Annotated in this window: 23 protein-coding genes; 13 read left to right on the top strand and 10 right to left on the bottom strand. The window is 65.8% G+C overall.

All coding sequences use genetic code 11. From position 1 onward, the window contains the following. The first annotated feature begins 81 nt into the window (after positions 1–81). A complete protein-coding gene (locus NTH_RS14440; protein WP_338530660.1) occupies positions 82–957 on the top strand; it encodes a LysR family transcriptional regulator in 876 nt (291 codons plus the stop codon). Positions 958–969: 12 nt separating this feature from the next. Here NTH_RS14440 and NTH_RS14435 read toward each other — a convergent pair whose 3' ends face one another. Then, a complete protein-coding gene (locus tag NTH_RS14435) occupies positions 970–2391 on the bottom strand; it encodes a helix-turn-helix domain-containing protein (RefSeq protein ID WP_338530659.1) in 1422 nt (473 codons plus the stop codon). Between the two features lie 275 nt (positions 2392–2666). Here NTH_RS14435 and aceA point away from each other — a divergent pair, with 275 nt between their 5' ends. The 6 genes from aceA (at position 2667) to bluB (ending at position 8949) form a co-directional block, all read left to right on the top strand. Then, positions 2667–3956, top strand: coding sequence for an isocitrate lyase (gene aceA / locus NTH_RS14430; RefSeq protein WP_338530658.1), 1290 nt, complete (start codon positions 2667–2669; stop codon positions 3954–3956). 30 nt (positions 3957–3986) lie between these two features. Then, positions 3987–4232: a hypothetical protein gene (locus NTH_RS14425; RefSeq protein WP_338530657.1), complete on the top strand. Its 246-nt coding sequence runs from the start codon at positions 3987–3989 to the stop codon at positions 4230–4232. Positions 4233–4589: 357 nt separating this feature from the next. Continuing rightward, entirely contained in the window at positions 4590–4976 is a 387-nt protein-coding gene (locus tag NTH_RS14420; RefSeq protein ID WP_338530656.1) for a response regulator, read from the top strand. A 345-nt stretch (positions 4977–5321) separates the two neighbouring features. Next, positions 5322–6755 carry a glutamine synthetase family protein gene (locus NTH_RS14415; RefSeq protein ID WP_338530655.1) on the top strand — a complete coding sequence of 478 codons (1434 nt, stop codon included), beginning with the start codon at positions 5322–5324 and terminating at the stop codon, positions 6753–6755. Between the two features lie 113 nt (positions 6756–6868). Beyond that, positions 6869–8155 (top strand): NAD(P)/FAD-dependent oxidoreductase, encoded by a 1287-nt coding sequence (locus tag NTH_RS14410; protein ID WP_338530654.1) that lies wholly within the window; start codon positions 6869–6871, stop codon positions 8153–8155. Between the two features lie 68 nt (positions 8156–8223). Further along, positions 8224–8949, top strand: a complete 726-nt coding sequence (gene bluB, locus NTH_RS14405; RefSeq protein ID WP_338530653.1) for a 5,6-dimethylbenzimidazole synthase — start codon at positions 8224–8226, stop codon at positions 8947–8949. A gap of 46 nt (positions 8950–8995) precedes the next feature. On the opposite strand, the gene NTH_RS14400 is transcribed toward bluB, so the two are convergent. Together NTH_RS14400 and NTH_RS14395 are read right to left on the bottom strand one after the other, a co-directional pair. Beyond that, on the bottom strand, positions 8996–9856 hold the full coding sequence (locus tag NTH_RS14400; protein WP_338530652.1) for an NAD(P)-dependent oxidoreductase: 861 nt from the start codon (positions 9854–9856) through the stop codon (positions 8996–8998). Continuing rightward, positions 9853–10410: a carboxymuconolactone decarboxylase family protein gene (locus NTH_RS14395; RefSeq protein ID WP_338530651.1), complete on the bottom strand. Its 558-nt coding sequence runs from the start codon at positions 10408–10410 to the stop codon at positions 9853–9855. Before NTH_RS14395 ends, NTH_RS14400 begins: the two co-directional genes overlap by 4 nt. Before the next feature lie 104 nt (positions 10411–10514). Here NTH_RS14395 and NTH_RS14390 point away from each other — a divergent pair, with 104 nt between their 5' ends. Next, positions 10515–11435, top strand: coding sequence for a LysR family transcriptional regulator (locus tag NTH_RS14390; RefSeq protein WP_338530650.1), 921 nt, complete (start codon positions 10515–10517; stop codon positions 11433–11435). A 44-nt stretch (positions 11436–11479) separates the two neighbouring features. Here the strand turns inward: NTH_RS14390 and NTH_RS14385 are convergent, their stop codons facing one another. Genes NTH_RS14385 through NTH_RS14375 form a run of 3 tightly spaced genes read right to left on the bottom strand, consistent with a single transcriptional unit; the run spans position 11480 to position 15562 of the window. After that, the gene (locus NTH_RS14385) at positions 11480–13252 is read right to left on the bottom strand and encodes an SLC13 family permease (protein ID WP_338530649.1); all 1773 of its coding nucleotides are present in this window, start codon (positions 13250–13252) and stop codon (positions 11480–11482) included. A gap of 46 nt (positions 13253–13298) precedes the next feature. Next, the gene (locus tag NTH_RS14380) at positions 13299–14048 is read right to left on the bottom strand and encodes an SDR family oxidoreductase (protein ID WP_338530648.1); all 750 of its coding nucleotides are present in this window, start codon (positions 14046–14048) and stop codon (positions 13299–13301) included. A 38-nt stretch (positions 14049–14086) separates the two neighbouring features. Next, positions 14087–15562 (bottom strand): aldehyde dehydrogenase family protein, encoded by a 1476-nt coding sequence (locus tag NTH_RS14375; RefSeq protein ID WP_338531922.1) that lies wholly within the window; start codon positions 15560–15562, stop codon positions 14087–14089. Between the two features lie 192 nt (positions 15563–15754). Between NTH_RS14375 and zwf the strand changes: the two genes are divergently transcribed. The 5 genes from zwf (at position 15755) to chrA (ending at position 22141) form a co-directional block, all read left to right on the top strand. Next, positions 15755–17224 (top strand): glucose-6-phosphate dehydrogenase, encoded by a 1470-nt coding sequence (gene zwf / locus NTH_RS14370; RefSeq protein WP_338530647.1) that lies wholly within the window; start codon positions 15755–15757, stop codon positions 17222–17224. Continuing rightward, entirely contained in the window at positions 17224–17937 is a 714-nt protein-coding gene (gene pgl / locus NTH_RS14365) for a 6-phosphogluconolactonase (RefSeq protein ID WP_338530646.1), read from the top strand. Before zwf ends, pgl begins: the two co-directional genes overlap by 1 nt. A 47-nt stretch (positions 17938–17984) precedes the next feature. Continuing rightward, a complete protein-coding gene (edd, locus tag NTH_RS14360; RefSeq protein ID WP_338530645.1) occupies positions 17985–19799 on the top strand; it encodes a phosphogluconate dehydratase in 1815 nt (604 codons plus the stop codon). Between the two features lie 93 nt (positions 19800–19892). After that, entirely contained in the window at positions 19893–20741 is an 849-nt protein-coding gene (locus tag NTH_RS14355; protein WP_338530644.1) for a sulfurtransferase/chromate resistance protein, read from the top strand. Then, positions 20738–22141, top strand: a complete 1404-nt coding sequence (chrA, locus tag NTH_RS14350) for a chromate efflux transporter (protein WP_338530643.1) — start codon at positions 20738–20740, stop codon at positions 22139–22141. The genes NTH_RS14355 and chrA overlap by 4 nt, the downstream gene beginning before the upstream one ends. A gap of 10 nt (positions 22142–22151) precedes the next feature. Here the strand turns inward: chrA and NTH_RS14345 are convergent, their stop codons facing one another. The 4 genes from NTH_RS14345 to NTH_RS14330 form a co-directional block, all read right to left on the bottom strand. Further along, positions 22152–22538, bottom strand: coding sequence for a DUF488 domain-containing protein (locus tag NTH_RS14345; RefSeq protein WP_338530642.1), 387 nt, complete (start codon positions 22536–22538; stop codon positions 22152–22154). 59 nt (positions 22539–22597) lie between these two features. Further along, positions 22598–23560: a GlxA family transcriptional regulator gene (locus NTH_RS14340; protein WP_338530641.1), complete on the bottom strand. Its 963-nt coding sequence runs from the start codon at positions 23558–23560 to the stop codon at positions 22598–22600. 51 nt (positions 23561–23611) lie between these two features. Then, positions 23612–24508: a bifunctional methylenetetrahydrofolate dehydrogenase/methenyltetrahydrofolate cyclohydrolase FolD gene (gene folD, locus NTH_RS14335; protein WP_338530640.1), complete on the bottom strand. Its 897-nt coding sequence runs from the start codon at positions 24506–24508 to the stop codon at positions 23612–23614. A gap of 113 nt (positions 24509–24621) precedes the next feature. After that, complete coding sequence (locus NTH_RS14330; RefSeq protein WP_338530639.1) at positions 24622–26796, bottom strand: GumC family protein; 2175 nt, start codon at positions 26794–26796, stop codon at positions 24622–24624. Positions 26797–26852: the final 56 nt, after the last annotated feature.

Raw genomic sequence — 26852 nt, 5'->3', positions numbered from 1 at the left:
TCCGTCGGAATTTCGTGGATGGAGCATAAGGCCGGCGATTGGCGCTTGATAATGGGCGATTCCGCATTATGCTTTTCAACAATGAAAAACCTAGACTGGAACGACCTCCAATCCTTCCTGGCTGTGGCGCGCGGCGGCGGCCTTACGAAAGCGGGCGCGGAGACAGGCCTGAGCCCGGCCACGCTGGGACGGCGGATGCTGTCGCTGGAGGAAGCGGTCGGCCGGCCGCTGTTTCACCGCAGCCAGACCGGCTACGCGCTGACCGCCGACGGCCAAAGCCTGCTGCGGCGCGTGCTGGCGATGGAGGCGAGCGCCCGCCCCATCGCCGAATGGTCCGGCGGCAAGGGGCAAAGGCCGGTGGTGAGGATTTCCGCCGGCACGTGGACGGCCAATTTCTTTGCGGAGAACATCTTCAAGCTGTGGTCGCCCGACGACCCCTTCCGGCTGGCGTTCAAGACGACGGAGGCCAAACTCGACATCGCCCACCGCGAAATCGAGATCGGCATCCGGAACCGTGCGCCGGACAGCCCCAACCTGGCTGCCCGGAAGACGGCGGTGGTGGCGCAGGCGCCGTTCCGCGCACGCGCGCATGCCCGGCCGGGCGAGGAGGAATGGCTGGCGATCGGCCGGGAGGATGCCGTCACGCGTTCGGCGCGCTGGCTCAACGAGCAGGAAGACATCCAGGTGGCGGCATGGGCGAACACGCCGCGGATGCTGAGCGACCTGATACGGGCGGGCGTCGGCAAGGGGATCCTGCCCTGCTTTGCCGGCGACCGCGATCCGCTGATGGAGCGGGCGGGAGAGCCGATCGAGGCGCTCGAGGAAGGGCAATGGGTGGTGGCGCATAATGACGACCGGCATCGCAAGGAGGTGCGTACCGTCATCGACCGCATCACCGATCTTCTGACGGCGCACAGGGCGCTGTTCGCCGGCGAGCGCCCCCTTGGGATGGAGTAGCGGCGGCCCGCGCTACTGGAAATCGAAGGCGGAAAGACCCGTCACCATCTCGTCCAGGCCCAGCGGCCTTGTAACCGGCGGCTCGGCCCGGGACAGGCAGCCCGTCCGCTCGCACAGCCGGCACGCGGGGCCGACCGGCATCACGCCGTCGCCGGCGGCCGGCAACGCGCCGCCATAGATCAGCTTCTCCCGCTGCGCCAGTTCGCATGCCAGCAGCAGCGCCGTACGGCGGGGGCGCTCGTCGAAGGCGCCGTGCGGCCCCTCGAGCGTTCGCGCCAGCGTCAGGAACCTGCCGCCGTCGGGCATCTCGACGGCCTCGACCAAGATTCGTCCGGGCTGGGCGAAGGCGGCATGCACCGCCAGCTTGGGACAGCCGCCGCCGAACCGGCTGTGCGGATAGCCTTCGGCCCCGCAACGCCGCAGCCGGTTGCCGGCGCCGTCGACCTCCATGAGAAAGAAGGAAACGCCGCCCATTGCCGGCCGGCTCAGGGTCGTCAAGCGGCTTGCCGCCTGCTCGAACGAGACGGCAAAGCGCGAGCGCAGCACGTCGATGTCGTAGCGCGCCCGCTCGGCGGCGGCCAGGAAAGGCTGGTAAGGCATCATCAGCGCGTGAGCGGCGTAGCGCGCCAGCTCGAAACGGGCGAGACGCCGCGCCTCGTCGCTCGACAGCTTCAGGGCATCGACCTCGATGGCGATGGCCGCGCGCATCCGGATCAACGACGCCTCGATGGCGATCTCGCGCAGCTGGTCGGGCGGGGACAGGCGCTCGGACAGGAACAGCCGGTGGGAATGCCGGTCGTAGCGCCTGCGCCAATTGGGCATGGTGGCCACGGGCAGCACGCGCACGGCGATGCCATGCTCGCTTCGCAGCCATGATCTGAGCGCGCCCGACAAATCCTCGCCGTCGCCCAAGACCCGACGAAACGCCTCGGCCTCCTCTTCCAATCCCTCGAGATGATGGGGGCGGCGCTCCAGCACCTCGCGCACCTCATCGATGGGCAGGCGAGCGGCGGAGATCGCGGTGGCGCGGCCTTCGCGCGCGAGCATTTCCGAAAGGTCCGTCAGCCGGCCCGCCTGCTCGCGGTAGGCGCGGTAGAGCTTGACCAGGGCCGAAGCGGCGTTGGGCGCGGCCTCGGCGACATCTATCAGTTCCTGCTCGCCCGGCAGTTCGCCGGCAAGAAGCGGATCGGAAAAGACCTCGCGCAGCGCCGCCAGCGACAGCCCCGCCTCGCCCTGCAATTCGTCGGGATCGACGCGGTAGGCGGAGGCCAGCTTGAGGATCAGCGGCACCGTGAGCGGGCGCTGGTTGCGCTCGATCAGGTTGAGATAGGAGGGCGAAATGCCGAGCCCTTCGGCCATCGCCGTCTGGGTCAGCCCCTTGGCGGTGCGGATGCGCCTGATGCGCGGGCCGGCGAATATCTTCTGATTGGCCAATTGTCCTTCCTCATGCGGGGCGCGGCGATCGCTGAAACTTGACAATCATTTACAACAGGCGGGTCAAATGTGCGAGCCATTCTCTTTACAAGATTGACAGATTTACAAGCTCATTCAGTCAAATGCCGGACAAACTAACGCGAATTTCCGACTCAACGGCGCCGTTCCCTTCGCCTTATTCTGCACTGCAGCGTAAATCTTGTCACGAACCCGACGCCATGTTTCAGCCGAGACATGCGCGAGGCTCTCGAAGACACCCATGCAAAGAGGCGTTCATGACCGACTTTTACAAACTTGTTCCCAGTGCACCCGAAGGCCGTTACGAAGGGCTCGATCGGCCCTATAGCGTGCAGGATGTCGAACGGCTGCGCGGGTCGGTGGCGATCCGCCACACGCTGGCCGAGGAAGGCGCGAACCGCCTGTGGAAGCTCATCAACGAGGAAGATTTCGTCAACGCGCTCGGCGCGCTGTCGGGCAACCAGGCCATGCAGATGGTGCGCGCCGGGCTCAAGGCGATCTACCTGTCGGGCTGGCAGGTGGCGGCCGACGCCAATACGGCATCGGCCATGTATCCCGACCAGTCGCTCTATCCCGCCAATGCCGGACCGGAGCTTGCCAAGCGCATCAACAAGACCCTGCAGCGCGCCGACCAGATCGAGACCGCCGAAGGCAAGGGCCTTTCGGTCGACACATGGTTCGCGCCGATCGTGGCCGACGCGGAGGCCGGCTTCGGCGGTTCGCTCAACGCCTTCGAGTTGATGAAGGCCTATATCGAGGCCGGCGCCGCCGGCGTGCACTTCGAGGACCAGCTGGCGTCGGAAAAGAAATGCGGCCATCTGGGCGGCAAGGTGCTGATCCCGACGGCGGCCCATATCCGCAACCTTACCGCCGCGCGGCTGGCCGCCGACGTGATGGGCGTGCCCTCGCTGGTCATCTGCCGCACCGACGCGGAAGCCGCCAAGCTTCTGACCTCGGACATAGACGAGCGCGACCGGCCCTTCGTCGACTACGATGCCGGACGGACGGTGGAAGGCTTTTACCGGGTGCGGAACGGGCTGGAGCCCTGCATCGCCCGTGCCGTCGCATACGCGCCCTATTCCGATCTCATCTGGTGCGAGACCTCGAAGCCGGACCTGGAACAGGCGAGGAAGTTCGCCGACGGCGTGCACAAGCATCACCCCGGCAAGAAGCTCGCCTACAATTGCTCGCCCTCGTTCAACTGGAAGAAGAACCTGGACGACGCAACCATCGCCAGGTTCCAGCGCGAGCTCGGCGCCATGGGCTACAAGTTCCAGTTCATCACGCTGGCCGGCTTCCATCAGCTCAACTACGGCATGTTCGAACTGGCGCGCGGCTACAAGGAAAGGCAGATGGCAGCCTATTCGGAGCTTCAAGAGGCCGAATTCGCCGCCGAGGCCAATGGCTACACCGCCACCAAGCACCAGCGCGAGGTTGGGACGGGCTATTTCGACGCCGTTTCGATGGCCATCACCGGCGGCCAGTCCTCGACCACCGCCATGGGCGAATCGACCGAGCATGACCAGTTCCGGCCGGCAGCCGAATAGACCCCGGCGGGTCCCATAAGGAGAACCGAAATGACACCGAACACACGCGTCAAGGAACGGGCCGAAGAACAGGCATCGGCCATGAACGACGACCAGCAGGCGGCCATCCGCATGCTGGCCAACGATCTGCACCGTCTCAACCAGTCGGTCATGAAGGCGGTGGATGCCGGCGTGTCGGTCGAGCTCGTGCGTTCGGCCCGTCACCACGCCGGCGGCGGCAACTGGGGCGACCTGCTGGTGCCGGTGATCGTCACAAACGGACTGGCACAGCGCTAGATCGGCTCACCGTTTCACAGAAACGCCAGGCTGAACCAACTGTTTGATTTTGCGCAATTCCGGACGGAAGACCGGCTTCCCCTTTTCCTGGAATTGCTCTGCATCACCCCCGCCCCCGGTGCGAGAAAGGCTCCGCGCGTCCACGCCGGAGCTTTTTTCTTTATGGGAACAGATTGCCGCACGAACTGTTATACGGGTTGACAAAATCGCGGATGTGGGGAGTATGCGGAAACTGATTTCAACCTGACATTGCGATCGAACGGCAGGATGACGTGGCGTCATGAACACACCACATGCGCGAGGACGCCTGGTGCCGTCTCCATCCCGCGATGCGGTTCTCCTGACAAGCACGGAATCATGAAGACTGCACTTGTGGTTGCATCCTCTCCCATCAGCAGGATCGTGATCTCCCGCACGATCGAGCGGTGTTACATAAAGGCGATAGCGGTGACCCCCGAAGTCGCGCAACGCGAGTTCATGCACCGCGACCCGGGTCTGGTGATCATCGACACCGCAGCCGCTCCCGATCTGTTGCACGCTCTTTTCGACGGGATCGCGCAGAGAAGGCGGACAGCCTTTCCCGCCCTGCCGCGTGTCGTGCTGATCTGCGGGCCCGGCGAGGCCGAACGGCTGGATGCCTATCGATATCTGATCGACACGGTGGCCGGGAAGCCGATCACACCGGATATCCTGCAGCCCATCATCGACCGGGTCATCAAGCAACATACCCAGCCGAAGCCGTGAAGCGAAGCGGGACGCCCCTTTCCTTTACCGGATGCCCGCGTCTATACTCGGCCATCTGAAGCACTCCTGGTGATTAGGGCCTGTTGACACTCATGGCTGCGGTGTCGGTTTGACCAGAATGGCCCAGGGTCGTAGCCTGAGGAGGAAGGACATGCAGAGCATATTCGACGACGAAGGCTGCGGCCAAGGGCCATTCTGGCCAAATCCCTGCGGGACGCGGCGCTCAAGCCCAATGGACGTTGTTGCGAAAGGCTTGAAGTGGTTCACACTACGACGCCTTTCGCGCCTAGCCATTGGCCTTGAGCGCCGCGCCGACACCACAACCATGAATGTCAACAGGCCCTAATGCTGGACAAGAAAAAGGAAAGCCGGACCGTCGGCAGAAGCGGGCGCGTTCGCACGCCGACTTTCGTGAAGAATCTCAGGGGCGTGAAGGGGTGGAAGGAAGCCGCGGCCTGGCTCGACTGGCGCAGCATCGAGGACATCGAGTGCATCACGCCCGACCAGGCGGGCGTTGCCCGGGGCAAGATGATGCCCTCCAAGAAATTCACCTCCAACACCTCGCTGGCGCTTCCTTCGGCGGTGTTCATGACCACCATCTCGGGCGGTTATCCGGAGGACAGCAGCGGCTTTACCTATCCTCAGGACGACGGCGACCTGAAGCTGGTGCCCGACCTTTCCACGCTCTCGGTCGTGCCATGGGAATCGGACCCGACGGCGCAGGTGATCTGCGATCTGGTGCACCAGGACGGACGGGCGGTGGAGTTCACGCCGCGCAACGTGCTGAAGAATGTGGTCGAGCAATATGCCAAGCACGGGCTGAAGCCGATCGTCGCGCCGGAGATCGAGTTCTATCTCGTCCACAAGAACCCGGATCCGGACTATCCGCTCACGCCGCCGGTCGGGCGGTCGGGCCGGCCGATCGGCGGGGGCCAAGGCTACTCCATTGCCGGCGTCAATGAATTCGACGAGCTGATCGACGACATCTATCATTTTTCCGAGACGCAGGGTCTCGAGATCGACACGCTGATCCATGAGGAAGGCGCCGGGCAGCTCGAGATCAACCTGCGCCACGGCGACCCGGTGGAACTGGCGGACCAGGTGTTCCTGTTCAAGCGCACGATCCGCGAGGCGGCGCTGAAGCACGACATCTACGCCACCTTCATGGCCAAGCCGATCCAGAACCAGCCGGGATCGGCGATGCATATCCATCAATCGGTGGTCAACCTGAAAACCGGCGGCAATGTCTTTGCGGAGGAAAACGGCGAAGAGACCGAAACCTTCCTCCACTTCATCGGCGGACTGCAGCGGCACATTCCCAACGCACTCATCATGCTGGCGCCCTACGTCAACTCGTACCGGCGGCTGACGCAGGGCACTTCCGTGCCGGTGAACACGCGCTGGGGCTACGACAACCGCACCACCGCCTTCCGCGTGCCGCGCTCGGACCCCGCGGCGCGGCGCGTCGAGAACCGCATTCCCTCATCGGACGCCAACCCCTATCTGGCGCTGGCGGCATCGCTGGCCTGCGGACTGATCGGCATCCTGGAGAAGGTTAAGCCCGATGCGCCGGCCGGCACGGCCGTCAACAAGGACGAGATCGAGCTGCCGCGCGGTCTTCTCGAGGCGGTTTCGCTGTTCGAGGAGGACGCCTCGCTCGTCTCCATCCTCGGCGATCCCTTCGCCACGACCTATGCCGCGATCAAGCGGGCGGAGTTCGAGACGTTCATGCAGGTTATCAGCCCATGGGAGCGAGAGTATCTGCTTTTGAATGTGTGAGGGGCAAACGGTGAATGGTGAATGGTGAATGGCTGAAATGACGGATTCCAACGAGTGCGGCAACGGCACGGCCGGGCCTGTTCACCATCCACTATTCCCCATTCACCTGTAGCATGCCCTACCAGTCCCCCATCTCCCCCGGCTATTCCTGGTATGAGGCCACGGTCGGCGAGCGGCCCGGGTATCCGGCGCTCGACGGCGACGTGAAGGCGGATGTCGTGATCGTCGGCGGCGGTTTCACCGGGCTTTCGGCGGCCGCACATCTGGCCAGGGCGGGGGTCGATGTCGCGCTGGTCGAGGCGCATCGCTTCGGCGACGGGGCCTCGGGCCGCAATGGCGGGCAGCTGGGCACCGGCCAGCGTGCCTGGGCGGAGGACCTCGAGGAAGAGCTCGGCTTCACCCGCGCAAAGGCGCTGTTCGATCTGGGGGAGGAAGCCAAGCAGCACCTTCTCGATTTCGCCGCAACCAACAACATCGATCTCGATTACATGCCGGGGCAGATTTCGGTCGCTCACAAGAAGCGCTACCTGAAACATTATCGGGCCCATGCCGAGATCATGGCCGAGCGTTTCGGCTATCCCCATCTGACCTTCCTGGATGCGGGCGAGGCGGCGCGCCGGCTCGGCTCGCGGCTTTACCATGGCGGCCTGGCCGATTCGGGCACCGGGCATATTCATCCGCTCAAGCTGCTGGTCGGCACGGCGCGCGTGGCAGCGGCAGCGGGCGCCAAGCTTTACGAGAAGACGCCGGCCTCCGGCATCAAGTCCGCCGGCGGCAAGGTGCATGTGACAACGCCGAGGGGGACGATCACCGCCGACAAGTGCCTGATGGCCACCAACGCCCACTGCGGCGGGCTGGAGCCGGTGACGGCGGCGCATGTGATGCCGATCGGCTCCTTCATCGGCGCAACGGCACCGCTGGGGCCCGACAGTCCCGTCATTCCCGGGGGCGAGAGCGTGGACGATTCGCGCTTCGTCGTGCGCTATTTCCGCAAGTCCCGGGACGGGCGGCTGCTGTTCGGCGGCCGCGAAATCTATTCGAAGGGCGATCCGCAGAACATCAAGGACCAGATCAGGAGGCAGATCGCCGAGGTCTATCCAGACCTCAAGGGTGTCGAGATCACGCATGCCTGGGGCGGCTATGTGGGCATCACCCTGCCGCGCAAGCCGTTCGTGCGCGAGGTCATGCCCAATGTCGTTTCCGCGGGCGGCTATTCCGGCCACGGCGTCATGCTGTCGAATTTCACGGGCAAGCTCTATGCGGAGGCGGTGACGGGCAATCGCGACCGCCTGAAACTGTTCGAGGAGCTCAAGATACCCCCCTTCCCCGGCGGGCCGCGGCTGCGGCCGGCCCTGCTGTTCCTCGCGCTCAACTGGTATGCGCTGCGGGACAGGATCTAGGGTCAGGACCTATGGGGGAGCGGGCATGACCGCCTGCAAGAAGAAATGTACGACAATGGGGACAGCGGATGAACTCGGGCGAGGCTTTCGGCATGCTTGGACGCGAGGCGGTCTACCGCGCGATCTTCACCCGGAGGGACATACGCAGCCAGTTCCTGCCGGAACCGATCGAGGACGAGGTGCTTGCGCGGCTTCTCATGGCCGCGCATCACGCCCCTTCCGTCGGCTACATGCAGCCGTGGAACTTCATCATCATCCGGGACATGGCGCGCCGGAGGCAGGTGCGGGACCTTTTCCTAGCGGCAAGGCAACAGGAACTGCCGCGCATCGCGGAGGAGCGCCAGGCCCTCTATCGCACGCTGAAGCTGGAAGGCATATGCGAAAGCGCGCTCAACCTGGTGGTCACCTGCGATCGGCAGCGCTCGCAGAATTCGCCGCTGGGCCGTTCGCACAATCCCCAGATGGACCTCTACAGCACCGTTTGCGCGGTGCAGAACTTCTGGCTTGCGGCCCGCGCCGAAGACATTGGCGTCGGCTGGGTCAGCATTCTGGACCGGGAAGCGCTGAAGCGGCTGCTTGATATTCCCGAACATGTGGAGCCCGTCGCCTATCTTTGCGTGGGACCGGTCTCCGCCTTTGCCGCACAGCCGGAGCTGGAAACAAAGGGGTGGGGCAAGCGGCTCCCGCTTTCGGACCTCATCATGAGCGAAACCTACGCCGGAGCCGGTGAACATTCGCTCAAGAAGGTTGCCGACGAAGCGACGAACAGGGGCGCTTTCACGGCCGGCTCGTGAGCGCTGCCGGCAGCAGCCTGCAGCGGCCAGAAGAACAGGATCGGCGTCAGGCGCCGAAATAGCGCCGGATGATCGCGGTGATGTTGTCCGCGCCGTGACCTTCCTCGAGCGCCGCTCGATAGACCTCGCGCACCCGATCGGCCACCGGGGTTGGGCCGGGATCGGTGACCTCGGCAAGCAGGCCGAGGTCCTTGACGACCAGCTCAATCGGGAATTGCGGCTGCCAATGCCCCGCCAGCATCGCCGCGCCGGCCACGCCCATGGCCGGGCTGAAGACCGGAGTTCCGGCGAGGACGGACAGCATGTGCCCGGCGTCAAGGCCGCGCCGGTCCGCGAGCGCTATCATTTCGGCGAGGGCGGCAAGTTGCGCGGCGAACAAGCCGTTGGCAATGAGCTTGGCCACCGCACCGGCGCCGGTGCCGCCGACAAGGTGGCAGGCCGAGCCCAGCTCGGCGGCAAGCGGGCGGAACCGCTCTGCCGCCGCTTCGGTGCCGCCGGCAAGGAAGATCAGCGCGCCCGCATCGGCTTGCTTTCGCGAGCCGAGCACCGGCGCCTCCAGCATGGCGATGCGGCATGTCCCAGCCATTCGCGCGAGTTCGGCTGCCCAGCCTGGCCCGATGGTGGAACATTCAACGGCAACGCTTGCCTCGGACAAGGACGCCAACGCCCCGTCGCCTCCGGTCCACACCGCTCGCGAGGCGGCGTCGTCGCGCACCATGGAAATACAGAAGTCGCAGCCAGCGGCCGCATCGGCGGGCGTCGCCGCCTGACGCGCGCCCTTGGCCACCAGCGGTTCGGCGCGCGAAGGACTACGGTTCCACACCGTCAAGTCGTGCCCTGCCTGCAGCAGCCGGCCCGCCATGCGTGCGCCCATGGCCCCCAGCCCGAGGAACGCGATCCGCGTCATGCCGCACTCCAGGCCAGGGCCGGATCGGCCATGAACTCTTCCATCGGCGTGCCGACGATGTGGTTGGCGTAGTTGGATATGGTCTTGGCGGCGATGATGACGAGCAGATCGAGAACGTTGGCCTCGTCGAATCCGGCACTCAGAAAGGCCTCGACTTCCTGCGAGCCCGGATCGCCCCGATCCCGCACCACGGCGAGCGTGAAGCGGCGCAAGGATTCGAGCCGGCGCCCGGTCAAGGGCCGCCCGCTGCGCAGTGCCTGCAACTCGCCTTCATCGAGCCCCGCCTGACGAGCGAGGAAGGTGTGCGCGGCCGTGCAGTAGCCGCAGCCATGGAACGTGGAGACCGTAAGGAACACGACCTGCCGTTCCGCAGGCGTGAAGCCGGTCTGCTCCGCAAGGGAGAACAAGGCCTCGTAGGCCCTGAGCGCTGCCGGGCTTTCCGCCAGCGCGGCATGGAGCTTGGGCAGGAAGCCCCAACGGGTCTCGATTTCTGCCAGAAGACCGCGGGAGGCCTCGGGCGCCGAATCGAGCGAATGGATCGGGAAATCGTGCATGTCGGCTGTCTCCGGTGTTGATGCCCGGACAGCATGCTCCGGGGGCTTGTCGCATTAAACGCTTTGACCTGCATGGCTTTGGTGCAATATTTGCATTAATGAACATGGCCCATCTTCAGCTCTTCGTAGAAGTTGCGGCGGCCGGCAGCTTTGCCTCGGTCGCGCGGCAGCGCCATGTCGACCCCTCCTCGGTCTCTCGTTCGATCGCTTCTCTCGAGGACGAGCTGGCCACCCGGCTGTTTCAGCGCACAACGCGCCGTGTCGCCCTGACCGAAGCCGGCGAGCGGCTGCTGGCGCGGATCGAACCGGTTCTTGCCGAGCTTGAGCTGGCGACGAGCGAGGTCCGCGAAACGGTGGAGGAGCCGGCCGGAACATTGCGTCTGACGAGTTCGGTGACTTTCGGCCAGCACTGCATCGTACCGCTCCTAGCCGAACTGCGCACACTCTACCCGCGGCTGCGCTTTCACTGCCTCTTCAGCGATGCCAATCTCGATCTCGTGGGTGAGCGGATCGATCTGGCCATCCGGCTTGCCCCACACATAGAAGGCGACGTGATCGCCACCAAGCTGATCGACACGCGCTATCGTGTCGTCTCAAGCCCGTCCTACCTGCGCGACAATCCCCTTTCAGCGCCCGCCGAGTTGTCGGAGCGCAATTGCATCCTGTTCGACCTGCCGGCCTATCGAAGCCGCTGGCGCTTTCGGGACGGCGCCGGCCATGTGGAGACGGTGGCCGTTTCAGGCGCCCTCGTTATGACGCCCGCCGGCGCGCTGCGTTCGGCCGCCCTCGCCGGCCTCGGCCCGGCTCTGCTGCCTGACTGGCTCGTGGGGGGCGACCTTGCAGACGGCAGGCTGGTCGATCTTCTTCCGGAACACGACGTGACGGCCACAAGCTTCGGGACCGGCATTTTCGCGGTGTATCCCAGCCGCGCCTTCCTTCCGCGCAAGGTGCGGGTGGTGATCGACTTCCTGCGCGACGCCCTGCGCCGGACGGCGCTAAGGTCAAGACCTATTAATGTTACCTGATTGCGGACCGGGAGCCGGCTTCCACTCTTCCTGCAAGCTCACATCTAAAGCGGCCAGAAGAACAGGATCGACGGCACCGACACCACTATGATGATGATCTCGAGCGGCAGGCCCATGCGCCAGTAGTCGCCGAAGCGGTAGCCGCCGGGGCCCATGATGATGGTGTTGTTCTTGTGGCCGACGGGCGTGAGGAAGGCGCAGGAGGCGGCCACGGCCACGCCCATCAGGAACGGGTCCGGCGATACGTCCAGAGCACCGGCAATCGACATGCCGATGGGGGCGGCGATCAGCGTCGTGGCCACGTTGTTGAGGAAGTCCGAAAGGGTCATCGTCACGACCATGAGGATGGCGAGAATGGCCCATACCGGCAGGGCCGTGGTCTGGGCGACGATGGCTTCGGCGATCAGTGCAGTGCCTCCCGATTCCTCGAGCGCCAAACCGAGCGGGATGAGGCAGGCCAGAAGCACGATCACCGGCCACTCGACGGACTCGTAGACCTCGCGCGGGCCGACGACATTGAAAAGGGCGTAGACGGCGACAGCGCCGGCCAGCGCGATGGCCAGCGGGACGAACCCCATGACCGAAAGGAAGACGGCGACAGCGAACACGCCGATGGTAAAGAAGGCCTTGCCGCGCTGGATCACCGTGTGGCTTTTTTCCGCCAGCGGCAAGACCCCCAGCCATTCGGCGGCATCGTTGACGCGGCTTTCAGGCCCCAGCAGCAGGACCACGTCGCCGGGCTTGATCGGCAGCTTGCGGACCCGTTCGCGGAAGCGCTTGCCCTGGCGCGATACGCCCAGAAGCGTGACCCCGCGACGGTAGAGCAGGCGAAGTCCGATCGCCGTGCGGCCCACCATGCGCGCATTGTCGGGGACGATGGCCTCGACCAGCGTCAGCGAACGGCCGCGCAGGCCCTCGTTCTTCTCGGAGCCCGGCGCGTCGAGCTCGGCGGCGCCTATGAAAGCTTCGATGGACTTCGGATCGCCCTCCAGCACCAGATGGTCGCCCTTGCGGATTTCCTCGCCGGCCGAAAAACCCGGCAGCCGCTTTCCACCGCGGACCAGGCCTAGGATGGTGATGTCGTGCTCTTCGCCCAGCGGGTAAAGATCGCTGACCAGCTTGCCGATGGAACCGGACTTCTCCTTTACCGCCGCCTCGGCCACGAACAGGCCCGTATCGCCGCCGCCGCCGACCGAAGCCCGATGCTCGACCTGCGGTATTAGCCGCCAGCCCACGGTCGTCACGAAGGCGATGCCGACCAGGGCGCAGACGATGCCGACGGGCGAAAAGTCGAACATGGAGAACGGCTCGCCCAGCGCCCGCTCCCGGAACTGCGCGATGACGATGTTGGGCGGCGTGCCTATCAGCGTTATCATTCCGCCCAGGATGGTGGCGAAGGACAGCGGCATCAGCGACTGGGAAACGGGGCGCTTGGCCTTCTCCGCTGCCTCGATGTCGAGCGTCATCAGCATGACGAGCGCGGCGACATTGTTGATGACGGCCGAAAGGCCGGCGCCGACGACGGACATGATGCCGATATGGGCGGACAGCCGGCGCCCGGCCGAAAGGACAAAGCGCGCGACGAGTTCCACGGCGCCGGCATTCATCATGGCGCGGGAGACGATCAGCACCAGCGCGATGATGATGACAGCCTCGTGGCCGAAGCCGACAAAGGCGTGCTCGGGCTCGATCACCCCGCCGGCGACGGCGACAACCAGCGCGACAAGAGCCACCAGATCGTAGCGGATCCGCCCCCAGACCAGAAACGCGAACACGAATCCGAGCAGGGTGAAGAGGTATATCTGTTCATAGGTCATCGATACCGGAGCAAGCTGTGGAAGGCTGGATGCGGCGAGAGACCTATCAGATACAGCGGCCGCCATCTACTTCCAGCGCGACGCCGGTGATGAACTCCGCCTCGTCCGAGGCCAGCCAGAGCGCGGCGTTGGCGATGTCGCGCGGCGTCGACAGGCGGCCGAGCGGGATCGACGCGCGGAACTGAGCGCGCTTTTCCGGCGTGTCCTCGCCCATGAACTGGCTGAGCATGCCGGTCTCGCCGGCGACCGGGCACAGGCAGTTGACGCGGATTTTCTTCGGCGCCAGTTCGACGGCCATGGACTTGGTGGCGGTGATCGCCCACCCCTTGGAAGCATTGTACCAGGTCAGGCCCGGACGCGGCCTGAGGCCGGCCGTCGACGCCGTGGTGATGATGGACCCGCCGCCCTGCTTTTCCATCACGGGTACCACGCAGAGCGCGGAATGGTAGATGGCCTTCATGTTGACGGCGGTGATCAGGTCGAACGTATCCTCGTCCACCTGCAGCATGTCGCCATTGCGGTGGGTGTAGCCGGCATTGTTGACCATGATGTCGATGCGGCCATGGGCGTCGAGCGCGGCCTGGACCATCGCCTCGACATCGGCCTTCAGGGAAACGTCCGCGGAAACCGGAATAGCGGCAGCGCCTATGCTTTCGGCCACCTTCTCGGCGCCCTTGATGTTGAGATCGGCAACGATCACCTTGGCGCCTTCTTCGGCGAAACGCTGGGCGATGCCCTTGCCGAAGCCGGATGCGGCGCCTGTGATTACCGCTACCTTGTTTTCAAGCCGTGCCATGCAATGTCCTTTTGGTCTGATGTATCGATCCGGCGCGTTCAGCCGTGGTTGAAAACGATCGTCTTGGTTGCCGACATGTCGAACAGCGCTTCAAATCCCTTTTCGCGCCCGTGGCCGGATTTCTTGAACCCGCCGAACGGCAGCTCAATGCCACCGCCCGCGCCATAGCCGTTGACGAAGACCTGGCCGGCGCGCACGCGCCTGGCGACGCGATGCTGACGCGCCCCGTCCCGCGTCCACACGCCGGCGACGAGGCCGAATTCGGTGCCGTTGGCCAGCCGCACGGCATCCGCCTCGTCGGCGAAGGGGAAGAGCGCGAGCACCGGGCCGAACACCTCCTCCTGCGCGATGGCCGCTGCCGGGTCGACATCGCCGAACAGCACGGGCGGATGGTAGAAGCCGCCTTCCGGCGCATTCTCGTGGACCGAGCCACGGGCGAGAACCTTGAGCCCCGCCCGCTCGCCGGCATCGACCATGCCCGCGACCTTTTCCTTCTGCGCAGGATTGATGAGCGGGCCGAGATCGAGGTCGGCGTCGTGCGGACCGGCGACGAGCCTGGAGAACCGATCCGCCAGCGCTGAGGCCACGCGCTCATAGACCGGCTTCTCAACGAGAACGCGGCTGCCCGCCGAGCATGTCTGGCCGCCATTCTGGATGATCGCATTGACCAGCACGGGCAGCGCGGCATCGAGGTCGGCATCGGCAAACACGATCTGCGGCGACTTTCCGCCAAGTTCCATGGTCACGCCGCGGTTGTTGACGGCGGCAGCCTGCTGGATGGCGGTGCCGGTGGTGGTAGAGCCGGTAAAGGTGACGTAATCGACCAGCGGGTGCGCGGAAAGCGCTGCACCGGCTTCGCGGCCGAGCCCCGTCACCACATTGAACACGCCCGCCGGAACACCCGCCTCCAGCGCCAGCTCCGCGATGCGGATCGTCGTCAGCGAAGCATCCTCGGCGGGCTTGACCACCAGCGTGTTGCCCATGGCAAGCGCGGCGCCGGCAACGCGGGCGAGGATCTGCAGCGGATAGTTCCACGGAATGATGCCGGCCACGACGCCGTGCGGCTCGCGCATGGTGAGGGCGGTGTAGCCATCGAGGAAGGGGATCGTGTCGCCGTGGACCTTGTCGGCCGCGCCGCCGTAGAATTCATAATAGCGCATGGTGGCGGTGACGTCCGCCCTGCCCTGGCGGACGGGCTTGCCGGTGTCGCGGGATTCAAGGGCCGCCAGTTCGTCGGCGTTCTTCTCGACCAGCTGGCCTAGGCGGGTCAAACAACGGCCGCGCTCGACCGCCGGCATGCGGCTCCATGGACCGTCGTCGAAAGCTGTTCGTGCGGCCTTGACGGCGACATCCACATCGGCCTTGGCGGCGGCCGGGATGGAGGCGAAGACCTTGCCGTCGGAGGGACTCACCACATCCAGCCGCGCGCCCGACAGCGCATCCGCCGGCTTGCCGTCGATGAATTGCATGAAGGCGCGATCCTGTGCGACCGTGGTTGAAAAATGGCTTCCCATGGGATCGGCTCCAGCTTGTATTGTCATGCGGCGGGCCTATCCTGGCCTTCCCTTTGAGAAGCGCTGCCAGGCCCTTTCTGTCAAGCGCTGGCTCAAAAGGCGGCTATGGGTGGCATTGTAAAGCTGGCATTGTTAAATCGATTAGATTATAGGCTTTTCAGAAATGCGGGACTGCTGCGAATTGGAGCAACGATGACAAGCCAGACGATACCGGTCGAGCCCTTCGATCTCGTGGTTTTCGGCGCCACCGGCGATCTTTCCGAGCGCAAGCTTCTGCCCGCGCTCTACCAGCGCCAGCGGGCAGGCCAGTTTTCCGAGCCGACGCGGATCATCGGCTCGTCGCGTTCCGAACTCAGCGACGACGCCTTTCGCGAATTCGCCAGGACCGCCATCCAAGAGCATGTGGCGAAGGCGGACATCGACGCCGTCGAGCTGGAGAACTTTCTGGCACGGCTCTCGTATGTGCCGGCGGATGCCAAGACCGGCAAGGGGTTCGACCGGCTGAAGCGCGCCATCGGCGACAGCGATAGCGTGCGCGCCTTCTACCTCGCCGTGGCGCCGGGCATCTTCGGCGACATCGTCGACAATATCGAGAAGCACGATCTGGCGAGCCCGGCCTCGCGCATCATCGTCGAAAAACCCATCGGCCGCAGCCTCGAGACGGCCAAGCAGGTGAACGACGTGATCGGGCGGGTGTTCGACGAAACCCGCGTCTTCCGCATCGACCACTATCTGGGCAAGGAGACGGTGCAGAACCTGATGGCGCTGCGGTTCGGCAACGCGCTGTACGAGCCGCTGTGGAATTCGGCCCATGTGGATCACGTGCAGATCACCGTGGCTGAATCGGTGGGGCTGGAAGGCCGTGCCGGCTATTACGACAAGGCCGGCGCCTTGCGCGACATGGTGCAGAACCACATCCTGCAGCTTCTTTGCCTGGTGGCGATGGAAGCCCCGGCCTCCATGGATGCCGACGCGGTGCGGGACGAAAAGCTGAAAGTGCTGCGCGCGTTGAGGCCCATCGAGCCGGCCAACAGCGAAAAGGTGACGGTGCGCGGCCAGTACCGTTCGGGCGCATCCTCGGGCGGCGCGGTCAAAGGCTACCGCGAGGAGCTCGGCGCCGAAAGCGACACGGAGACTTTCGTCGCCATCAAGGCTGAGATCGGCAATTGGCGCTGGGCGGGCGTTCCGTTCTATCTGCGCACCGGAAAACGGCTGGCCGGCCGGGCTTCAGAGATCGTGATCCAGTTCAAGCCGATCCCGCATTCCATATTCGGCGAGGGCGTGGGACGCGTCTTTGCCAATCAGCTCGTCCTCCGGCTGCAGCCGGACGAAGGCGTCAAGCAGTGGATCATGATCAAGGATCCGGGGCCGGGCGGCATGCGCCTGCGCCATGTGCCGCTGGACATGAGCTTCGCCGACGCCTTCAACGTGCGCAATCCCGACGCCTATGAACGCCTGATCATGGACGTGATCCGCGGCAACCAGACGCTGTTCATGCGCCGCGACGAGGTGGAGGCGGCATGGCGCTGGATCGATCCCATCGTTGCGGGATGGGAGGAAACGGGACAGGATGTGCAGGCTTATACGGCCGGAACCTGGGGGCCGTCGGCCTCGATCGCCCTCATAGAGCGTGACGGGCGCACCTGGCACGAGAGCATCTGATGAGCGCGGAAACCAAACGGCACGAGTTCGCCACCGGGGAGGAACTTGCCGACGCCCTGGCCAGGGCCGTGGCGCGGCAGCTTTCGAACGCCGTGAAGACGCGCGGAAGAGCCTCGCTGGCCGTGTCCGGCGGCAGCACGCCGCCGCCTTTCTTCCGCGCCCTGTCGCGCCAGAAGCTGCCCTGGGAGAACGTGACGGTGACGCTGGTGGACGAGCGTTTGGTGCCGCCTTCCTCGGAGCGCTCCAATGCGCGGCTCGTCGCCCAGCATTTGCTGCAGAACGACGCAGCGAAGGCGGATTTCATCGGCTTGCACAGCGATACGAACGACGTGTCGGCGGCAGCCGAACGCGCGTCCACCGCGCTTTCGAGCCTGCCGCAGCCGATCGACATGGTCGTGCTCGGCATGGGAACAGACAAGCACACCGCTTCGTTCTTCCCGGACGCGGCGAATATCTCGGAACTTCTGGAGGGGGACGACGGGCCTATCGTGCGGCCCGTCACCGCACCCAGCGCGGGGGAGCCCCGCCTGACGCTTTCGATGGGCGCCATCACCGGGGCGGCGCAGGTCGCGCTGCATATCGAGGGGATCGACAAGAAGGAAGCGCTCAACGAAGCGCTTCGTTCGCAAGGCCGGCAGGCGCCGATCCGTGCCGTCATCGAACGGGCCGCCAAGCCGGTCCATGTTTACTGGGCGCCCAAGTCCGCCTCGTAAATCATCAACGCCCGCGCCGCCCGGCGGCGTCAGCAAAGGACAGGATCATGACCGCCAGAAGAGAAATCGAAGCCGTCACGCAGCGCATTCGCGAACGGTCCAGGCCGACCCGCGAGGCCTATCTTGCGCGGGTGGACGAGGCCGCGTCCAAGGGAGCGCACCGCACCGTCCTTTCCTGCGGCAATCTCGCACATGGCTTCGCCGCCTGCGGCGCGCACGACAAGCAGGCGCTGGCGGGCGATACGGTGCCGAATCTCGGCATCATCACCTCCTATAACGATATGCTGTCGGCGCATCAGCCATTCGAGCCGTTCCCCGCGCTCATCAAAGAGGCGGCGCGCGAAGCAGGCGGCGTGGCGCAGGTGGCCGGCGGCGTGCCGGCCATGTGCGACGGCGTCACCCAGGGGCAGCCCGGGATGGAGCTTTCGCTTTTCTCGCGCGACGTGATCGCGATGGCGGCGGCCGTCGGCCTGTCGCACAACATGTTCGACGCGGCTGTCTTCCTCGGCGTCTGCGACAAGATCGTGCCGGGGCTGGCGATCGCCGCCTTCACCTTCGGCCATCTGCCGGCCGTGTTCATTCCCGCCGGGCCGATGACCACCGGCCTGCCCAATGACGAGAAGGCGAGGATCCGCCAGCTCTTCGCCGAGGGCAAGGTGGGGCGCGAGGCGCTGCTGGAGGCCGAATCCAAATCTTATCACGGTCCGGGCACCTGCACCTTCTACGGCACAGCCAACTCCAACCAGATGCTGATGGAGATCATGGGGCTGCACACGCCCGGATCGTCCTTCGTCAATCCCAACACGCCGTTGCGCGACGCGCTGACCAAGGAAGCGGCCAGGCGCGCGCTCGCGATCACGTCTCTCGGCAACGAGTTCACGCCGGTCGGCCGCATGATCGACGAGCGCTCGGTCGTCAACGGCGTCGTCGGGCTCAACGCGACGGGCGGGTCGACCAACCACACGATCCACCTGATCGCCATGGCGGCGGCGGCGGGCATAAGGCTGACGTGGCAGGACATCGCCGACATTTCCGAGAACGTGCCGCTGCTTGCCCGCGTCTATCCCAACGGCCTGGCCGACGTGAACCATTTCCACGCCGCCGGCGGTCTGGGCTTCATGATCCGGGAACTGCTGGATGCAGGGCTCTTGCACGAAGACGTGCAGACGATCTGGGGGCCGGGCCTCAGGCAGTATGCGATCGAGGCAAAACTCGGCGCGGACGGCAATGTGGTGCGCGAACAGGCGCCCGCGGCGAGCGGCGACGAAAAGGTGCTGGCGCCTTATGCAAAGGCTTTCCAGCCGACCGGCGGCATCCGCGTTCTCAAGGGCAATATAGGCCAGGCCATCATCAAGACGTCGGCGGTGAAGGGCGAGCATCGCCTGATCGAGGCGCCGGCCATCGTGTTCGAGACGCAGGAAGCGCTGCAGGCGGCATTCAAGGCCGGCGAGATCGACCGCGATTTCATCGCCGTCATCCGCTATCAGGGGCCCATGGCGAATGGCATGCCGGAGCTGCACAAGCTGACACCTCTTCTGGGCGTGCTTCAGGACAGGGGCTACCGAGTGGCGCTCGTGACCGACGGCCGCATGTCCGGCGCTTCCGGCAAGGTGCCGGCAGCGATCCACGTGACGCCGGAAGCGCTCGACGGCGGGGTCATCGGCAAGGTGCGCGACGGCGACATGATGCGGCTCGACGCGAATGCCGGGACGCTGGAAGTGCTGGTCAGCGCGGAGGAACTGCAGGGCCGCGAGCAGGCCCGAGCCGATCTTTCCGGCAACCAGTTCGGCCTCGGCCGGGAGCTTTTCGCCGGGTTCCGTCAATTGGCGAGCCGGGCCGACCAGGGCGCGGCGGTTTTTTGAAACCGCTCGCTTGACAGAAAGGGCGAACGGCGTGAATGAATCGTCATGGGGATCGTGATCTCCCCACGAGGCGCCAGCCCAAGTATCGCGTCCATGAAACCGGTAAAACGGAAGGACGCGTCATGCCCTCTCCCACCACCATATCCATCGACAATCGCCCGCCTGATCGGCACGCCGCAATGCCCGACGCTGATCGACGTTCGCACAGAGGAGGATTTTTCAGCCGATCCGCGCCTCGTTCCCGGCTCCGGCCGCAGGTCCCATCAGGATGTGCAGGACTGGAGCGGCGCGATCGCCGGAAAAACCGCCATCATCATCTGCCAACAGGGCAAGAAGCTGAGCGAGGGAGCCGCGGCGTGGCTCCGCAACAAGGGCGTCGCGGCCGAGTCGCTCGAAGGAGGGTTCGAGGCCTGGACGGCGGCGGGATTGCCGGTGGTTCCGGTCGACCGCCTGCCTCAGACAGCCGCCCTCGGCGGAAGCGTCTGGGTCACCCGCGCGCGGCCAAAGATCGACCGGATCGCATGCCCGTGGCTGATCCGCCGCTTCATCGACCCGCAGGCGGTCTTTCTCTTCGTAGCGCCGCAGGAGGTGGCGGCGGTCGGCGAGCGGTTCGATGCCGTTCCGTTCGACATCGAAGACGTGTTCTGGAGCCACCGGGGAGAGCTGTGCACGTTCGACGTGATGGTGGCGGAACTGAAGCTTTCCACCGAGCCGCTTCTGCGGCTGGCCACCATGGTACGCGCCGCCGACACCGGGCGGTTGGACCTTGCCCCGCAGGCAGCCGGCCTGCTTGCCGCCTCGCTCGGCCTTTCCCGAATGTTCGCGAACGACCTGGAACAGCTCGAGGCAGGCATGCTGCTCTATGACGCGTTCTATCGCTGGTGCCGGGATGCCACCGACGAAAACCACAATTGGCCCAACGCGAAAGGCAAAAGCGCGTGACCGAGCAGCTTGACGATACTTCCAAGAGATCTTCCCCGCAGCCGCAAGATCACGGCATACCCTTTTCCGAGGGCGTGAAAGTGTGGCTGCGTGTGGCGGCGCTCAGCTTCGGGGGCCCAGCGGGTCAGATGGCCGTGATGCACCGCATCGTCGTCGAGGAAAAGCGCTGGATCGGCGAGAACCGCTTCCTGCACGCCCTCAACTACTGCATGCTTCTGCCAGGACCGGAGGCGCAGCAGCTCGCCGTCTATATCGGCTGGCTCATGCACAGGACGGCGGGCGGCATCGTCGCCGGGACGCTGTTCGTCCTGCCAGGGTTCCTGTCTATCCTGGCGCTCAGCTATATCTACGCCGCCTTCGGCAATGTAGCGGTCGTGGAGGGCCTGTTCTTCGGGCTGAAGGCGGCCGTGCTGGCGGTGGTGCTCAACGCGGTGATGCGCATCGGAAGCCGGGCGCTGAAGAACAAGGCGATGATCGCCATCGCGGTCGCGGCATTCATCGCGATCTTCTTCTTCGACGTCGCCTTTCCGCTCATCATCCTCGCCGCCGCCATGATCGGCTTCGTCGGCGGGCGGGCGGGCTCGGCGCTCTTCCAGATCGGCGGCGGCCACGGAAAGACCTCCGGCCCGGCGCTCGCCGACAGCGAATCCGCGCTTGGCGAAGAGACGCCGGCGCATGCCCGGCCGAATGTCGCCTGGTCGCTGAAAGTGTCGGCGGTCTTTCTCGCCCTGTGGCTGGTGCCGGTGGCGCTGATCGTCGGCATTATGGGCGGGGAGAACGTCTTCTCGCAAATCGCGCTGTTCTTCAGCAAGACGGCGGTGGTGACCTTCGGCGGCGCCTATGCGGTGCTTGCCTATGTGGCGCAGGAGGCGGTGCAGAACTATGGCTGGCTGCAGCCGGGCGAGATGCTGGACGGGCTGGGCATGGCCGAGACGACGCCGGGGCCATTGATCCAGGTCGTGCAGTTCGTCGGCTTTCTCGGCGCCTATCGCGATCCCGGTTCGCTTTCGCCGATGATTGCCGCCACGCTCGCCGCCATCCTTACGACCTGGGTGACGTTCGTGCCCTGCTTCCTGTGGATATTTCTCGGCGCGCCCTTCGTGGAGAGGTTGCGCAGCAACAGGGCCATGACCGGCGCCATGTCGGCCATCACGGCGGCGGTGGTGGGGGTCATCATGAACCTTGCCATCTGGTTCGCGCTGCATGTGCTGTTCGCCGAGATCTCGCCCTGGCGCGGGTTCGGGATGTCCGTGGTGGTGCCGGTCTGGTCGAGCCTCAATGCTGCGGCGCTGGCGCTCACGGCCGCAGCCGTCTTCGCCGTCTTCCGGCTGAAGGCGCCGCTGATGGCTGTGCTTCTCGGCTCTGCGCTGGCCGGGCTGCTGTGGGTCGCGATCCGGTGAACGCGGCGGCTCAGGCGATCGCGGCGCCGCGCTCGGCCAGGAGCGCGCGCAGCACCGAGCGGTGGCAGCGCGCCTCGTCCTCGCAATAGCAGCCGATCGAAAAATCGGCGCCATGGGACAGCGCCGCCAGCAGGTCCAGCGTGCGCCGCGCGGCCGGCGCGTTCATCTCCGCCTCGAACGCGCGGACGAAGGCGGCCCACTCGGCGGGCGTCTCCGCCTTCTGGGCATTGGCCACCAGTTCCGCACTGGGCGACAGCTCCGGATACCAGACGTCGTACCAATCGTCCGCCGCGAACCGCTCCTTTGCGACGCCGCGCGGCGGCCGGCGGACGGTGCCGATGCGCGTTCCCTCCTGCGGATGGCGGGGCGTGCCCAGGCGGACGATCCTTAGGGACATGGCAAAGCTCCGGAGACGATACCTGCTGCTCGCCGGTATCGTCCCGCGCCGCGGCGGCGTCAATAGGTCGTGCGCCGCTCGTCCGAAGGCGGACGGCCGAACTGAAGCCGGTAGCTCTGCGCGAAGTAGGAATGGGAGGTGAAGCCGGTGGCGATCGCAACGTCGAGGATCGGCATATTCGTCTGGCGCAGAAGCTCGCGCGCGCGTTCCAGGCGCAGCCGCATGTAATAGCGTCCGGGCGTCATGCCCAGATGCCGCAGGAACAGCCGCTCCACCTGACGCACCGAAAGACCCGCCGACTTGGCGAGCTGCACGGCCGAATAAGGCTCGTCGAGATTGTCGGCCATCAGCTCGACTATCTTCTTGAGCTTTTCGGATTTGCCAATCAGCGCGCGCTCCGGGCCGACGCGCTGGCGGTCGCCCGGCGAGCGGATCCTTTCGTGCTGGAACTGGTTCGCCACCTCGTTCGCCAGGTTTTCCCCATGGTCACCGCGAACGATCTCCAGCATGAGATCGATGGAGGTGGTGACGCCGGCGCAGGTGTAGCGCTTGCGGTCTATCTCGTAGACATTGCCGGTGCACTCGATATCGGGGAAATTCTCGCGGAAGCTGGCGCGGTTTTCCCAATGGATGGTGCAGCGGTGGCCGTCGAGCTGGCCCGCCTCGGCCAGGAGATAGGAGCCGGCCGCCAGCGCACCCAGCGCACGGCCCTGCCGACCCATGATGCGCAGCGCACTGAGCACCTTTCCCTTGCCGGCAAAATCGAGCGTGATGCCGACGCAGGCAAACAGGATGTCCACGGGCGGCAGGTCGTCGATGGCATAGTCGATCTTAATGGGGATGCCGTTGGAGGCCATCACCGCCTCGCCATCGGCAGAAACGGTCGTCCACGAATAGAAGTCGTAGCCCAGGAGCCTGTTGGCCGAACGGAAAGTATCGATGGCCGCGGCCAGCGAGAACATGGAGAACTTGTCGACCAGCAGGAACGCGAATTGCCGCCCTGTGCCCTCGCCTTCGATCATGGCGGGTATTTCTACAGGATCGGCCGGCAGGTGCAATGCCGGGTGCCGGCGCTACAGCGCAGGCGGCTGCCTGCCGGCGGCCCGGCAGGCGGAGACGAGCGTGTTGGCCATCAGCATGGCGATGGTCATCGGCCCCACGCCGCCGGGTACGGGCGTTATGGCGCCGGCAATGGCCGCCGCCTCGTCGAAAGCAACGTCGCCCACCAACCGGCTCTTGCCCTCGCCGCGCTCCGGCGCGGGAACACGATTGATGCCGACGTCGATGACGGTGGCGCCGGGCTTGACCCAATCGCCCTTGATCATCTCCGGCCGGCCCACCGCCGCCACCAGGATATCGGCGGTGCGGGCAAGGGCGGGAAGGTCGGCGGTGCGGCTATGGGCGATGGTGACGGTGGCATTGGCGGCCAGAAGAAGATTGGCCATCGGCTTGCCGACGATGTTGGAACGGCCCACGACGACCGCGTTGAGGCCGGAAAGATCCCGGCCGCGCACCCGCTCCAGCATCAGCATCGCGCCGGCCGGCGTGCAGGGGACGAATGCGGTGTCGAGCTCGCCGGTGCCGAGCTTTCCGACATTGATGAAGTGGAAGCCGTCGACATCCTTTTCGGGGGCGATCGTCTGGATGATGGTCCCTGAATCGATGTGGCCGGGCAAGGGAAGCTGCACGAGAATGCCGTGAATGGCCGGATCGGCGTTGAGCGCCTCGACCAAGGCAACGAGCTCATCTTCGGAGGTCTCTTCGGCGAGCGTGTGCTGCACCGAGTGGAAGCCGCACTCCTTCGCCCTTTTCGATTTGGAAGCGACATAGACCTGGCTGGCCGGATCCTCGCCGACGATGACCACCGCGAGGCCGGGCGTTGTGCCCGAGGCGATGAGATCAGCGGCGTGTTGGGAGACCTTGCCGGTCACTTCAGCGGCCAGCGCCTTTCCGTCGATCAAGTCAGCCATGCGTGCACTCCCTCCGGAAACTTCGAGCATGCACGCAATATGCGGCAATTCACGGCGGTGCAATGCCATGATGCGCCTTCCATTGCCGCACAGCGGACAATGCCGGTGTGCAGCTATGCGGAGCGGCGATTGCGGGCGACGGCATCCACCTCGTCGCGGAACTCCCGCAGGGAGCGGCGAATCCGGTCGATGGCGGAGGCCGGTTCCGGTTCGGGAGAAGGGCGGGCGTCGTTGGCCGGAGCAGGCGCGGTCTGCTGCGGCCAGCCGGGATGCATGGGCGGCATGAACTGCGGATAGAAATGCTGCGGGGCATGCCAGGCCATCGGCATGGGCTGGTACGGCACTGGATAGGGCATCATGGGCGCGGGCCAGCCCTGCACCGGCATCGTGATGGGCGGCGGCGGAGCCTGGTCGTGCTGCGGCTGGGCCAAGGGCTGCGCCGGCACCGCCGGATCTGGCTGCTGGGGTAAAGATTCGCCCACCGCGCTCGGCGCGGAGCTGGTGGCCGCCCGCATGGCCGGGGATGGCGAGGCCGACGGTTCGGCCGACGGGGCGAAAGGCCTGCCGTCCCGACGGGGACCAGGCGGCATGGGATCATCGTCCTCCGGCCAGCCGGCGGATTGCCCGCCGCCATTGCCGTCGTTGCGGCGGCGCTCCCGCATGTTTTCGCGCAGGCTGCCGATCGCGCCCATGCCGGCGCCCAGGGCGACACCGGCCAGGAACCCAAGAATGGTGCCGGCAATGGCGATCGAGGCGCGCGAGGCGCCGGTCGGCAGGAGCGGCGGATAAGCCTCGGAAATGATACTCACATTGGCCGAATTGAGATTGCGCTGCTGGCCCGTTTCCCGCGCGCGCAGCAGGAAGGATTCATAGACCGCGCGCCGCGCCGCGGCCTCACGCTCCAATTCGCGCAGGCGAACCTGCTCATTGGCCAGATCGCCCTGCTCGGCCTTGAGGCGCGCCAGCCGCGCGGCGAGATCCTGTTCGAGCCGAACGGCACGCTGCAACTCGACCTGGATGGACGAGGCGACGCGGTTCAGCTCGCGCGCGATAGCCTCCCGCACGCCTGCCAGTTCCGCTTGGACCGTCTGGTTGTCAGGGTGTCGCGGCCCCAGCCTCGCGGCGGCGCGGTCGGCCTGCTGCTGAAGGGTGGCATATCGGGTGAGCAGCTCGGTCATGACGGGCGAGGCAACCTGCTCGGGCAGCGATCCGCCCAGAATGTCGCCAAGCTCGAGGTCGCGGGTGGAGGCCGCGCGGGCGTTCAACTCGGCGGTGCGTGCGCGGGCGGTGGAGAGCTGTTCGTTGAGCCGGACGATCTCGTCGTCGGTGATCAGGCGCCCCTGCGCGTCGACGATGTCGTTCTCCCTCTTGAAATCCGCCACCGCCTGCTCGGCCTCCTCGACCTGCCTGCGCAACTCGTCGAGACGACCGGTGATCTCGTCGTTGGCGCGCTGCGCGGTATCCGACTGCATGTTCGCCGACGTCTCAAGGAACGCCTCGGCTGTCGCCGTGGCGATCCGCGCGGACTTCTCCGGATCCCGGGTGGTGGCGCGGATATAGATGATGAAGGTCTTGGCGTCGCGGCCCACCTCCAGGCTCTCGGCCAGGTTCTGAACGGCCAGCGACCGGCGCAGCGACGCACCCGCCTCGCCCCCGTCCCCTCGCCCGCCCAGAAGCGCGCGCGGGCCGGGCAGCGAGAATCCGCCGCCGCCCTGACCGTTGAACTCCGGATCGTCGGCCAGGCCGAGCCTTTCGACCACCTTGTTGAGGACCGAGCCGGAGCGGATGATGCTGACCTGGTTCTCGATCAGCGCCAGCGTGGCGTCGGAGGGCAGTCCGTCCCGGGTGAGATCGCGGTCGACGAGCTGCAGGTCCCGCGGATCGAACAGAAGCTCGGTCTGCGCGTAGTATTGCTTCGGCGTCGAAAGGGCGACGATGACGCCGAGGAGCGCGCCGAGGATCGTCGTCAGGACGATGAGCCCCTTGGCGCGGACGATGCCGGAGACGACGCTCATCGGGTCGATGAGCGGTCTCCAGTAGTCGTCCTGATCGGGCCGGGCATGGTCAGCGTTCCAATCCCGGCGGTGCGGCTCCGGGCGACGGGGTTCTTCTTGCCGCTCCCCCCGGCGAGGAGCCTCATAGGGAGGTTCGCGGACGGGAGGGGAAGCCGGCGCCAGACGTGCGGCGGCATCGCGGATGCGGGCCACCAGCCCCGGACGTTGGTCTGTGGTGCGGGTCTTTTCGAGGCGGCCGGCCGGCGCCGGCGCATGTGGCTTTCGCGGTTGCACGGGGCGGGGCGGTGCCTGCGGCGCCGGGTCAGGCTGGCGGACGGGCTTTGCCGAAA

The sequence above is a fragment of the Nitratireductor thuwali genome, from assembly GCF_036621415.1.
Taxonomy (GTDB): domain Bacteria; phylum Pseudomonadota; class Alphaproteobacteria; order Rhizobiales; family Rhizobiaceae; genus Chelativorans; species Chelativorans thuwali.
This window is presented reverse-complemented; position numbering and strand designations above follow the sequence as displayed.